The sequence below is a fragment of the Methylobacterium sp. E-065 genome (assembly GCF_022829605.1).
Taxonomy (GTDB): domain Bacteria; phylum Pseudomonadota; class Alphaproteobacteria; order Rhizobiales; family Beijerinckiaceae; genus Methylobacterium.
Window position 1 is genome coordinate 128,325 of record NZ_JAKSYD010000260.1, and the last position, 11,319, is coordinate 139,643.

Here is an 11,319-nt window from a genome sequence, read left to right on the forward strand (position 1 = left end):
CTACCGATTCACCACGTAGAGGATCGGGAAGGCGAGGATCCAGACCAGATCGATGAAGTGCCAGTACAGGCCGTAGACCTCGATCCAGTTCTGGTGGCGGGACAGGAACCCGGCCTTGGCGGCCATCCAGGTCATGCCGAGCAGCAGCGCGATGCCGGTGAACAGGTGCACGGCGTGCAGGATCGTGGCGACGTAGTAGAGGTTCACGAACAGCCGCGCGGCCGGCGTCTCGGCCAGCGCGAAGGGCCGGTCGGCCAGGAACGGCATCATGTGCTCGGCCCAGTCGGCATAGTACTCGTAGCCCTTCAGCACGAGGAACAGGCCGCCCAGCGCCGCGGTCGCGAGCATCGCCCGCACCATGGCGCGCTGCCAGCCCATGCGCGAGAATTCGATCGCCATCGACATGGTCAGGCTGGAGCAGATCAGCACCACCGTGTTGGTGGCGCCGATCCAGAACTTGAGATGCTTGGCCGCCGCGACCGTCGCCTCGGGGTGCTGGATCCGGGTGATCAGAGCCACCAGGAACAGGGCCGAGAACAGCAGCAATTCGGTGATCAGCCATGCCCAGATGCCGAGGGTCGCCGCCTCGCGCTGCTGCGCCACGCTCTCGAAATGCTCGGCGCGAACGATCCCGACGCCGTCGGCCAACCCCTCGCTCATCCGTGCTGGTCCCGGGATTCCTTGGCCTGGATCGGGTAGTCGTAGGGGATGCGCGGCACCTCGGGGGGTGTGAGGAAATTATGCGTCGGGGGCGGGGAGGCGGTCTCCCATTCGAGCCCCTTGGCGTTCCACGGGTTGGCGGGCGCCTTGCGGCCGAACCACAGGGAATAGACCAGGTAGAGCATCGGGAAGATGTAGCCCGCGGCCAGGATCGTGGCGCCGGCCGAGGACAGGACGTTGAGGAGCTGGAACTCGGCCGGATAGGTCGCGTAACGCCGCGGCATCCCGAGGTAGCCGAGGATGAATTGCGGGAAGAACGTCACGTTGAAGCCGAGGAAGATCAGCAGCGCCGAGACCCGGCCCCAGGGCTCGCTGTACATCCGGCCGGTGAATTTGGGCCACCAGAAGTGCAGGCCGCCGAGGAACGCCAGCACCGTGCCGCCGACCATGATGTAGTGGAAATGCGCGACCACGAAGTAGGTCGCGTGGATGTGCTGGTTGATCGCCAGCGTCGCGAGGTAGAGGCCGGTGAGCCCGCCGAGCACGAACAAGCCGATATAGCCCATCGCGTAGAGCATCGGCGTGTCGAGCCGCAGTGATCCCTTATGGATCGTGGCGGTCCAGTTGTAGACCTTTACGGCCGAGGGCACCGCCACCGCGAAGGACAGGGCCGAGAACACCAGCGAGGCCAGGTCGCTCTGGCCGTTGACGAACATGTGGTGGCCCCAGACGAAGAAGGTCACCGAGGCGAGCCCGATCGACGCGTAGGCGACGAAGCGGTAGCCGAACAGCTTCTTCTGCGCGAAGGCCGGGACGATCTCGGAGATCACCCCCATGCCGGGCAGGACCATGATGTACACGGCCGGGTGCGAGTAGAACCAGAACAGGTGCTGGAACAGCACCGGGTCGCCGCCATAGGCCGGGTCGAACACGCCGACATGGAAGGCGCGCTCCGCGATCAGCAGGATCAGCGCGGTCGTGATCACGGGCGTCGCCAGCAGGAAGATCAGGCTGGTGGCGTAATGCGCCCAGACGAAGATCGGCAGCTTGAACCACGTCATGCCGGGCGCCCGCATGGTGTGGATCGTGACCACGAAGTTGAGCCCCGTGAGGATCGACGAGAAGCCCACGATGGTCACGCCGATCAGCGCCGGCAGCACCCAGGTGTTGGAGAACGCCGTGGAGAGCGGGGCGTAGAAGGTCCAGCCGGTATCGACCCCGCCCAGCACCACCGAGACCAGGGTGAACAGGGCGCCCGCCATGAACACGTACCAGCTCGTCAGGTTGAGCTTCGGAAAGGCGAGGTCCTTGGCCCCGATCATCAGCGGGATCAGGAAGTTGCCGAAGGTCGCGGGGATCGACGGGATCAGGAAGAACCACACCATCACCACGCCGTGGATGGTGAAGGCCTTGTTGTAGGTGTCGTTGGTCATGATCGCGCCGTTCGGCACGACCAGCGCGAGGCGCACCACGCCCGCTGCGACCGCTCCGATCACGAAGAAGCCGGTGATCGAGGCGAGGTAGAGCAGGGCGATGCGCTTGTGATCGGTGGTGAGGAACCACGAGCGCAGGGTCGATTCCGCGTGCAGATAATCGGCCTTGCGCCCGATCGTCGATTCCGGGGCGTGGGGTTCGCGGCGGGCGGTGCCGCCGATGCTGCCCGATGCGCTCATCGTGTCGACCCTGCCGGTGTCGCGTCGGCAGCCTTACCGGCGGCCGGACTCGAATAGGATTTGAGGAAGTCGATCAGCGTCGTGAGTTCATCCGCCGGGATTCGGCCGGCGAAGCTGGGCATGATCTGCTTGCCCCCGCCGGCGAGCCGGTCGCCGTTCGGGTTGAGGATCTTTTCGCGCAGCCAGCCCTCGTCGGCTGTGACGGTGCGGCCGTCGGCGAGCTTCACGGGGCTCCCGTACAGGCCCGCGAGGCTCGGCGCCTTCACGGCGGAGCCGGGCTCGTGGCAGCCGGCGCAGCCATAGGCCTCGTAGAGGGCGCGGCCCGCCGCGACCTTGCCCTGCTGGGCGCCCGCGTGGGTCAGCCACTCCTGATAGTCGCCCGGGTTCATGAAGGTGACCTCGCCGCCCATGACCGAATGGTCGGTGCCGCAATATTCCGAGCAGTAGAGGTGATAGGTGCCGGTCTTGTCCGCCTTGAACCACAGGTCGGTGTAGCGGTCGGGCAGGGCGGCGACCTGCAGGCGCACGGCCGGCAGGTAGAGGGCGTGGATCACGTCCTGGCTGATGATGTGCAGACGGATCGGCTGGCCGATCGGCAGGTGCAGGTTGTTGATCTCCGCCTGCCCCGTCGGATGCTGGAACTTCCACATCCATTGCCGGCCGATCGCCTCGACCACCATGGCATCGGGGGGGGCATTCCGCGAATGGATGTAGAGCCGCGCCCCCCAGACGAAGAAGATCAGCGTCAGCAGGAACGGGATCAGCATCCAGCTGATCTCGATCAGGTTCGAGCGGATACCCGACGGGCTGCGGTCCGCCTCCGAGCCCTCGCGGTAGCGCAGGGCGAAATAGGTGATCGCCACGAAGACCGGCACGGTGAGCAGCAGCGTCAGCACCGTGAAGGCCAGGATGAGCAGGTCGGTCTCGGTCGCCGTGGCGGAGACCGCGGCCGGCCAGAGCTGGAGGGATTCGTGGCTCGGCGTCATCGCGCAGTGGGCTCCGCCGGTTCGAGGGAGCGGCCGACGGTCAACTCCATGGCGCGGCCGATCGGGATGCGGGCGCGGGTATGGGCCTCGTCCCGGTAGCCGTAGCCGGCGAGCCGTGCCTCGGACGCCGCGCGCTCACGGTCGATATCGGCATAGGGGTTGGCCTGCAGGTTCGGGGGCGGCGGCGCGAGGCGGGCGGTCTGCTGGGGGGTGAGCGCCGGGAGCGCCCGGCGCTGGCTCGCCGCGAAGGTGCTCATCAGCCAGATCATGGTGCCGATCACCGCCAGGGCCGTGAGGGCGAGCCCGGCCATGACCAGGGCGGTGTTGCGGACGTTGACGTCCCGCGTCTCGTGCCCGGGATCGTTGGGATCCCGCTGCGTGTTGGCGGGCGGGCGCGGCGGGCGTCCGGTGAAGAGGCCGCTGCCGCGCAGGGTCAGCCCGGCCAGGATCGCCGGGATCAGGCCAGCGGGACCGCCGCTCATGCCGGCCTCCCGGCGCGCCGGGCCGCCGAGGCCGCCCGGTCGGCCCGCGGCCGCAGGAACGGCCGCAGGGCGGCGGCGAGGCAGGCCACGCCGCCGGCGGCCAGCACGTCGCTCGGGCGGATCACGAACCGGTCGCGGATCGCCGGCGTGACGAGCCAGAACATCTCCACGGCGTGCACGGCGAGCGCCGCCCCGGCCAGGATCCGGGTGGTCGGGCGGCCCGGCCGCAGGGTCGCGAGGCCGGCCAGCACCACGAGGGCGCCCGCCACGATCGACAGCGCCCGCCCGAGCCAGCCGCCGCGGGCGAAGTACCACGACACCTCCGGCGGCAGGTTCGCCGACCAGACGATCAGGAACTGCACGAAGTGCATGTAGGCCCACAGGCCGAGCAGCACCACGAGGGGCACCAGCCGGCCGCGCCCCGGCGCGGTGCGGCCGCGGCCCACGGGCTCGGGCTCCTCCCAGGCGAGCAGGATCGCCGCCGCGAAGGCGAGGCCGCTCCAGGCGGTCATCACCAGCAGGCCCAACAGGGCGGAGTCGAGGCGCGGATCGAGGGACGCGATCACGTCGGTGACGAACAGCGTGCCGATCACCGCGTGGAGCCCCACCGCCGGGACGGTCCGGCTCTCGCCGGGGGCGTCGAAGGGCCGGGCGAAGCGCAGCGACAGCCAGGTCCAGGCGGCGAGATAGGCGATCACCCGGGCCACGAAGAACGGCGCCGTGAACCAGATCGCGGCGAGCGGCGTATGAGCGGGCGCGCTGGACCAGGGGTAGAGCAGGCCGGCGGCGGCCAGCACCGGCAGCGACAGGAGCACGGCCACCGGCATCAGCGCCATCAGACGGCGCAGACCCGCCAGCATCTCGACGCCGCCGCGCTCGCGGACCCGCTTGCCGAAGCGTTCGGCCACGATGACCACCGGCAGGGCGCCGACCGGCAGGGCGAGGAGCACGAGCCACGCCGCGAGATACGAGGCCATCGCCCCGCGCCAGCCCCCCGCGAGCAGGCAGAGGGCCAGGAGGACGAGGCCCGCGAGGCCGAGCAGGGCAGGGCGCCTCATCGCGCCGCTTCCAACCGGGCCCGGTCCGGCTCCGGCAGGCGCGCCACCGGGGCATCCTGGCTGAGCTGGAGGGCGCGGACATAGGCGACGATCGCCCAGCGGTCGGCGGAGGGGATCATTTGCGCCATGCCGAACATCGCCTTCCGGCCGTTCGAGATCGCATCGTAGAGCTCGGTCGCGGAGGCCTTGCGCAGGTCCTCGCCGGTGAGGTTGCCGGCATGCGGGAAGCCGCGGGCGACGATCATGCCCTGCCCCCGCCCGTCCTGGCCGTGGCAGGGGGTGCAGAACACCGCGTAGCGCTGCTGCCCCCGGTCGAGCAGGTCCCGGCTGACACGCTGCGGCTGCGGCGCGGGCTGCGCGGGATCGCGCCGCGGCACGGTGCCGGCCACCGGCTGGCGCATGGTGATCTCACGCGGGAAGAACGGGTTCTTGTCCCAGGTCTTGGCCCGGGCCTGATCGGCCATGTCGGCCTTGTCGCAAGCGGCCAGCGGTGCCAGGGCGATGAGGATCAAGGGGAGGGCGGCCCTCATCGCGGGATCCGCCGGATCTCGAGGGGGCGCCCGGCCTCGGCCGGCAGGCCGGCGAGCCGCCGCTCGATGCGGGCCGCGTCGAAGCGATCGTCGCGCGCCTCGGCGGTCAGGAAGAAGCGGTCGTCCGAGGCGCGCAGGAAGCCCGGGATGTTGAAGGCCGGATGGTTCAGCCGCGGCAGGCGGTTGAGCACGAGCAGCGCGAGGTGGATCGCCACGCAGCCCGCCATCATCGCGAACGAGATGCTCGGCACCACGAAGGAGGGCCAGGACAGGCGCGGGCGCCCGCCGATCAGGAACACGTAGTCGTAGGCCGTGGCGTAGACGCACATCCCGTAGAAGCCCGCGCCACCGAGCAGCGCTCCGGCCAGCGCGTAGGGCAGGATCGAGCGGCCCTCAAGGCCGAGCGGCCGCAGGGTCCGGGGCATCGGCACGGGCCCGTGCCCGTCGAGATGGACGTGGTCCGGGCCGATCCCCGACACGGCCTTGAGCGCGGCCGCGAGGTCGCCCTGACTGGCGAAGCTCGCCGCCACACCCCACAGGGGCGCCTCGGTCGGGTTCTCCTCCGGCCCGGCGGCGGTCCGGGCGGCGGCGGCGCGTGCGGCGTCCTGAACCGCCGGGGCCTCCGTCAGGGCGAGGCGGCGGCTCTCGACGATCGAGACCGCCGGCAGGTAGCGCAGGAACAGCAGCAGCAGGGTCAGGAACAGGCCGACGGAGCCCGCGAAGGTGGCGATACCCCAGATGTCGACCCCGTAGGGCAGCCGCGAGGAGGGCAGGAAATCCTGCGTCAGGGTCACGACGAGGACCATGACGTGGTCGGCATAGGCGCCGATGGCGACGAGCAGCCCCACCGCCGCCAGCGCCAGCGGTGCCGTCCGGGCCCGGGCCGACCACAGGATCTGCGCCGGCAGGACGAGGCAGAGGATCGCCGTCCACGAGACCAGGGCGTGGTCGCCGGTCATGCGCCGGGCCAGGACGCCGCGCGCCTGGGCGTCGCCGTTGAGGAAGGTGTCGAAATACTCGGCGGCGTAGCAATAGGCGCTGGCGCAGCCGAGGCAGAGGAGCAGGCGGCCCAGCACGTCGAGGTGGCGGGGCGTCACCAGGGCGTCGAGGCCGTAGACGAGGCGGATCAGCATCACGATCACCGCCGTGACGCCGACGCCGGAATAGATCGCGTTGACGAGGAAGCTCACCGGCAGGAGCGTGCTGTGCCAGCCCGGCATCAGCGAGCCCGCCAGCATCACCGAGGCGCCGGTCTGGACCGAGACCACCAGCAGAACGCCGAGCAGAGCCACCGTCCGGTAGGCCTGGACCCAGATCTGCCAATGGGCCGCCGAGCCGCGCCAGCCCGAGGCGACGATGCCGTAGACCTGGGCGCGCAGCAGGGCGATCTTGCGGGTCGGCGCCTTGGCGTCGGCCTGACGCATCGCCTCGACCTGGGCGCGGTCGCGCAGGGTCGCGAGGTCCGGCAGCAGGCCGATGAACCACAGGCTCACGCAGATCACCAGGAACGCCACGATGTCGATCGCGTCCCAGAGGAGCGGCGAGCGGAATTGCGGCCAGAGGTCGTAGGTGTTGGGGTAGGGCAGGTTCCAGAAGAAGAACCACGGCCGCCCGAGATGGATGATCGGGTAGAGCCCGGCCGACGCGGTGGCGATGAGCGCCAGGGTCTCGGCCACCCGGTTGACCGCCCCGCGCCACTCGGCCCCGAGCAGGAGCAGCACGGCCGAGACCAGCAGGCTGCCGGAGGCGACGCCGATCCACCAATCGTAGCTCGCGATGTCGAGCGCCCAGACGACGGCGTTGTTGTTGCCCCAGATACCGGGCCCCGCGGCGAGCAGGTAGCCGAGGGTCAGCAGGAACAGGCCGAGCAGCGCCGCCGCCCCCGCGAAGGCGATCCACCAGCGCCGGTTGCCCGGATGGGTCAGCGGGATCGCCGTGACGGTGCCGCCGATGCCCTGCAGGGTCTCGTCCGGCCGGATCAGGGGGCCGCCCGTGACAGAACCGGCCATGCTCAGCCCTCCCGTCCGCCGGGTTCCGCGGCGGGCGCGAGCCCGGCGAGGTAGGTGGTGCGCGGCCGCGTGTTCAGGTGGCCGAGCAGCGCGTATTCCCGGGGATCCCGGCGGGCGGCCGAGACCTGGCTGCCCGGGTCGGCGACGTTGCCGAAGGTGATCGCCCGGGTCGGGCAGGCGCCCTGGCAGGCGGTCTCGACGGCGCCGTCCGGGATCGGGGCGTGGTCGTCCTTGGCGGACGTGATCCGCGCCGCCGTGATCCGCTGGATGCAGTAGGTGCACTTCTCCATCACGCCGCGGGCGCGGACGGTGACCTCGGGGTTGCGCTGCTGCTGCTCCACCGGGGTCATGCCGCCGGTATAGTCGAGGTAGTTGAACCGGCGGACCTTGTAGGGGCAGTAGCTCTGGCAGGTCCGGGTCCCGACGCAGCGGTTGTAGACCTGCAGGTTCAGCCCTTCGCTGTCGTGGAGCGTCGCCTCCACGGGACAGCCGAGTTCGCAGGGCGCCTGCTCGCAATGCATGCAGGGCACCGGCTGGAAGTGCGTGGTCGGGGCATCGAGTTCGCCCGCGTAGTAGCGGTCGATCCGCAGCCAACCCATCCAGCGCCCCAGCGCGACCTCCTCGCGGCCGACCACCGGGATGTTGTTCTCTGCCTGACAGGCGGTGACGCAGGCGTTGCAGCCGGTGCAGGCGTCGAGGTCGATCGCCATGCCCCATTGCGCCGCGACCCAGCGATCCTGGCTCTCCGGGGCTGCATAGAACGAAGCCGGACTCGGTGCACCCTTCGGGTCGCCCACCGGCGCGGCGCCGAGCGCCTGCACGCGGACGAGATCCTGGCCATCCATCGTGCCGAGGTGCTGGGTGGTGACCGGCATGCTGCGCCGCCCGGTCCTCGACAGCCGCGCCCCCGCGAGCCGCCAGGGCGTACCCACCGGCCGGAGGGGCCCGGCATCGTAGCCGAGGCCGCGCGACAGGTGGTCCGGCACGTCCCGGCCGTAGCCCAGGGTGAGGGTCACCGTGTCGTCGGCCTGGCCCGGCAGGATCCAGGCCGGGCCCTCGACCGCGCGGCCCGCCGCCTCGATCCGCAGGACGTCGCCGGTGGCGAGGCCCTCGCGCTCGGCGAGCCGGGGGCTCACCGCGATCACGTTCTCCCAGACCACCTTGGTCAGGGGCTTCGGCAGTTCCTGAAGCCAGGCGAGGTCGGCATGGGCGCCGTCCCAGAGCGTGGGATCGGGGCGGAACAGCACCTCGATCCCGCCGGCGGGCGGGGCAGGCGCGGGGGCAGGGGCGGCGTCCTGCGTCAGCGCCACGGTCTCTGCCGGCCGCGCGCTGTCCGCCCAGAAGCCCCGGCGCAGGGCCTCCGAGAAGCGGGCCTCAAAGGCGGCCTCGTCTTCCCCATCGCTGCGCCAGCGCGCCTTGACGAGGGCCAGCGCGTCCTCGGCATCGTCGCCGCCCGACAGGAAGGCCAGCATCTGCGGCAGCGTCCGGCCGTTGTAGAGCGGCGCGATGGTCGGCTGGATCAGCCCCACGGTCCCGTCGAGGGAACGGACGTCACCCCAGGATTCGAGCGGATGCGCGATCGGCAGGTGCCAGTCGGCGTGGGCACCGGTCTCGTCGTAGTATAGCCCGGCATGGATCTTGAGCGGCACCCGCTCCATCCGGGCCGCGAAGTCGAGGGCGCCCGGCGCGTCGTAGACCGGGTTTGCGGCGAGCACGATCAACGCCTTGACCGCGCCGCGCTCCATCGCCTCGGACAGCTCCGCCAGCGTGCCGGCCCCCTGTTCCGCGGCGGGCTCAAGGTGCTGCAGGGTCGCGCCGGTATTGCCGAGCGCGCCGTTCAGGCGGTGGACGAGGTCGTGCAGGTCCGGGCCCGCCGTCAGGCCCGCCGTGACGATCCCGGCGCCCCGGGCCTCCGCGAGGGCCTTGCCGGCCTCCCGCGCCCAGCGGGCGACGGGATCGTCGCCCCCCGGCGCGGCACCGCCACCGGCCATGCCGAGGAGGTCCCGGGCGAGGTCCTCGAGGCGTCCGGCCGGCACCACGACGCCGTGATCGGCCTTGGCGCTGGTGAGCGTCGGCGTCGGGGCGGCGGCGTGGAGCGTCAGGAGGCGCCCATCCGCGTAGGCGGCCCGCCGCGCATCGATCCAGCGCCGGGACAGGCCGACTTGGCCCGGGCCGAGGTCGAGGAAGTCCCCGTCGAGCGCCACGATGGTGCGCGCCCGGTCGAACGCCGGGATCGTCTCCAGCGGCCGGCCAAAGGCCCGGCGGGCGCCCTCGTAGAGCCCGTCGCGCGCCGCGCCGGCGCCGACATGCCAGCGCAAAGCCGGGTAGGCGGCCCGCAGCCGCGCGATCTGCGCCGCCAGCGTGGGCGAGGTCACCGGGCCGGTGAGCAGGGCGAGGCCCTCGCCCCGGTTCTCGCGCCACGCCGGCAACTGCGCCTGCAGATCCGATCGGAAGGCCGCCCAGGAACTCGGCCGGCCAAGATGCTGCACCGCCTGCGACCGGAACGGATCGTAGAGGCCGAGCACCGAGGCCTGGGCCATCACATCCGTGCCGCCGCGGCTCCAGGGATGGTCGGGATTGCCCTCGATCTTGAGCGGCCGTCCGTTGCGGGTGGTGACCAGCACGCCGTTGCCGAACCCGTCGAAGACGGACGAGGACGCGTAGGCGAGGTCCGTCCCCGGCACGATCCGCTCGGGCTGGTTGACGTAGGGCACCTCGTAGTCGCGGCCGCTGCCCGCGCCGCAGGCCGTGAGTCCGCCGAGCGCGAACGAGGCCGCCATCAGCTTCAGGAAGCCGCGCCGCTCGGGCGCCGCGGCGAGCCGGGAGGCCGAGGGGAACTCGGCGGCGAGATAGGCGCGAAACTCCGGGCTGTCGGCCACGGCGTCGAGGCTGCGCCAGAAGCGCGGGCCGTCGCCGCGGCTGAGTTTTTCACGAAGGGTCGCGAGGTCGGGGGCGCCGGTCATCGGTGGCAGATCCCGCACTCGGTGAGCCGCGCGCCGCCGCGGATATGGTTCTGCGCGACGAGTTTCGGCCCCAGCGTCGCCTGATCGGCCGGCGGTTTCCAGGTCATGTTCCAGACCTGATCGGGGGTGCGCACGTACTTCTCCGGCGCCCGGTGACAGTCCAGGCAGAACTTCATCTCGAAGGCGTTGGCCCGGTAGGTCATCTGCATCGACGTGACGTCGCCGTGGCAGGTCGAGCAGCCGATCCCCTTCGTCACGTGCACGGAGTGGTTGTAGTAGACGTATTGCGGCAGCTTGTTCAGCCGCGTCCATTCCAGCGGCTTGTCCTGCGCGTAGCTGTCGCGCACCGGCTTGAGCATGTCCGAGCCGGTCCAGATCTGCGAGTGGCAGGTCATGCAGGTGTGGGTCGGCGGGATGCCGGCGGTGGCCTCCTTCTCGACCGTGGTGTGGCAGTAGCGGCAATCGATGCCGAGCTCGCCGGAATGGTGCTTGTGGCTGAACGGCACCGGCTGGGCCGGCGCCACGCCGACGCCCGTGACGTAGTTCGAGCGCACGATCCCGGCGGCCAGCACCGGCAGCCCGACCAGGCAGGCGACGCCGGTCATCAGCGCGAGCCGGTAGATCGCGTCGGCGCCGGGGGTGAACAGCTGCGCCATCAGCCCTGCCCGCGCCGGAAGGCGGCCGGGATGTCGTGCGCGCTCCGGTCAAGCTCTCGCCGCAAGCCTTGCCCCACCTTCAGATCCCGATCGCGACCGGGCCGCGCACCGCACCACACATCTAACCTAGAGCGCTTCCAGACCGGGGCTAGAACTTGGGTTATACCAATCGGCGTTGATCATAACCGGTAGGCCCACGGGCGCAGGCCAAGGGACATGATCTTCCAGGGCTGGTCGATGAGGCGATTCCAGGCGTCGCAGCACCGGTCGACGATGTCGTCGTAGGAGGCGAAGATCCGGTC

Annotated in this window: 9 protein-coding genes and 1 pseudogene; all 10 read right to left on the reverse strand. The window is 71.0% G+C overall.

Going from position 1 to position 11,319, the window contains the following annotated elements; translation table 11 throughout:
* A complete protein-coding gene (locus tag MKK84_RS30510) occupies positions 1 to 660 on the reverse strand; it encodes a cytochrome c oxidase subunit 3 (protein ID WP_243925985.1) in 660 nt (219 codons plus the stop codon).
* The gene (locus tag MKK84_RS30515) at positions 657 to 2,333 is read right to left on the reverse strand and encodes a cbb3-type cytochrome c oxidase subunit I (protein ID WP_243925987.1); all 1,677 of its coding nucleotides are present in this window, start codon (positions 2,331 to 2,333) and stop codon (positions 657 to 659) included. The genes MKK84_RS30510 and MKK84_RS30515 overlap by 4 nt, the downstream gene beginning before the upstream one ends.
* Positions 2,330 to 3,319 carry a cytochrome c oxidase subunit II gene (gene coxB, locus MKK84_RS30520; RefSeq protein ID WP_243925988.1) on the reverse strand — a complete coding sequence of 330 codons (990 nt, stop codon included), beginning with the start codon at positions 3,317 to 3,319 and terminating at the stop codon, positions 2,330 to 2,332. The genes MKK84_RS30515 and coxB overlap by 4 nt, the downstream gene beginning before the upstream one ends.
* On the reverse strand, positions 3,316 to 3,801 hold the full coding sequence (locus tag MKK84_RS30525; protein WP_243925990.1) for a hypothetical protein: 486 nt from the start codon (positions 3,799 to 3,801) through the stop codon (positions 3,316 to 3,318). Before MKK84_RS30525 ends, coxB begins: the two co-directional genes overlap by 4 nt.
* On the reverse strand, positions 3,798 to 4,859 hold the full coding sequence (locus MKK84_RS30530; protein WP_243925992.1) for a hypothetical protein: 1,062 nt from the start codon (positions 4,857 to 4,859) through the stop codon (positions 3,798 to 3,800). Before MKK84_RS30530 ends, MKK84_RS30525 begins: the two co-directional genes overlap by 4 nt.
* Positions 4,856 to 5,389: a c-type cytochrome gene (locus MKK84_RS30535; protein WP_243925994.1), complete on the reverse strand. Its 534-nt coding sequence runs from the start codon at positions 5,387 to 5,389 to the stop codon at positions 4,856 to 4,858. Before MKK84_RS30535 ends, MKK84_RS30530 begins: the two co-directional genes overlap by 4 nt.
* On the reverse strand, positions 5,386 to 7,398 hold the full coding sequence (locus MKK84_RS30540; RefSeq protein WP_243925996.1) for a quinol:electron acceptor oxidoreductase subunit ActD: 2,013 nt from the start codon (positions 7,396 to 7,398) through the stop codon (positions 5,386 to 5,388). Before MKK84_RS30540 ends, MKK84_RS30535 begins: the two co-directional genes overlap by 4 nt.
* Positions 7,399 to 7,400: 2 nt before the next feature.
* Positions 7,401 to 10,361: a TAT-variant-translocated molybdopterin oxidoreductase gene (locus MKK84_RS30545; protein WP_243925998.1), complete on the reverse strand. Its 2,961-nt coding sequence runs from the start codon at positions 10,359 to 10,361 to the stop codon at positions 7,401 to 7,403.
* Positions 10,358 to 11,017: a cytochrome c3 family protein gene (locus MKK84_RS30550; protein WP_243926000.1), complete on the reverse strand. Its 660-nt coding sequence runs from the start codon at positions 11,015 to 11,017 to the stop codon at positions 10,358 to 10,360. The genes MKK84_RS30545 and MKK84_RS30550 overlap by 4 nt, the downstream gene beginning before the upstream one ends.
* Positions 11,018 to 11,196: 179 nt before the next feature.
* Positions 11,197 to 11,319: pseudogene (locus tag MKK84_RS30555) on the reverse strand (IS630 family transposase); the annotation flags it as partial.

Excerpts from the sequence above, each read along its gene's own strand:
- MKK84_RS30530 (WP_243925992.1), bottom strand. The coding sequence starts at position 4,859 with ATGAGGCGCCCTGCCCTGCTCGGCCTCGCGGGCCTCGTCCTCCTGGCC.
- MKK84_RS30525 (WP_243925990.1), bottom strand. The coding sequence starts at position 3,801 with ATGAGCGGCGGTCCCGCTGGCCTGATCCCGGCGATCCTGGCCGGGCTG.
- MKK84_RS30535 (WP_243925994.1), bottom strand. The coding sequence starts at position 5,389 with ATGAGGGCCGCCCTCCCCTTGATCCTCATCGCCCTGGCACCGCTGGCC.
- MKK84_RS30515 (WP_243925987.1), bottom strand. The coding sequence starts at position 2,333 with ATGAGCGCATCGGGCAGCATCGGCGGCACCGCCCGCCGCGAACCCCAC.
- MKK84_RS30545 (WP_243925998.1), bottom strand. The coding sequence starts at position 10,361 with ATGACCGGCGCCCCCGACCTCGCGACCCTTCGTGAAAAACTCAGCCGC.
- MKK84_RS30550 (WP_243926000.1), bottom strand. The coding sequence starts at position 11,017 with ATGGCGCAGCTGTTCACCCCCGGCGCCGACGCGATCTACCGGCTCGCG.
- MKK84_RS30540 (WP_243925996.1), bottom strand. The coding sequence starts at position 7,398 with ATGGCCGGTTCTGTCACGGGCGGCCCCCTGATCCGGCCGGACGAGACC.
- MKK84_RS30510 (WP_243925985.1), bottom strand. The coding sequence starts at position 660 with ATGAGCGAGGGGTTGGCCGACGGCGTCGGGATCGTTCGCGCCGAGCAT.
- coxB (WP_243925988.1), bottom strand. The coding sequence starts at position 3,319 with ATGACGCCGAGCCACGAATCCCTCCAGCTCTGGCCGGCCGCGGTCTCC.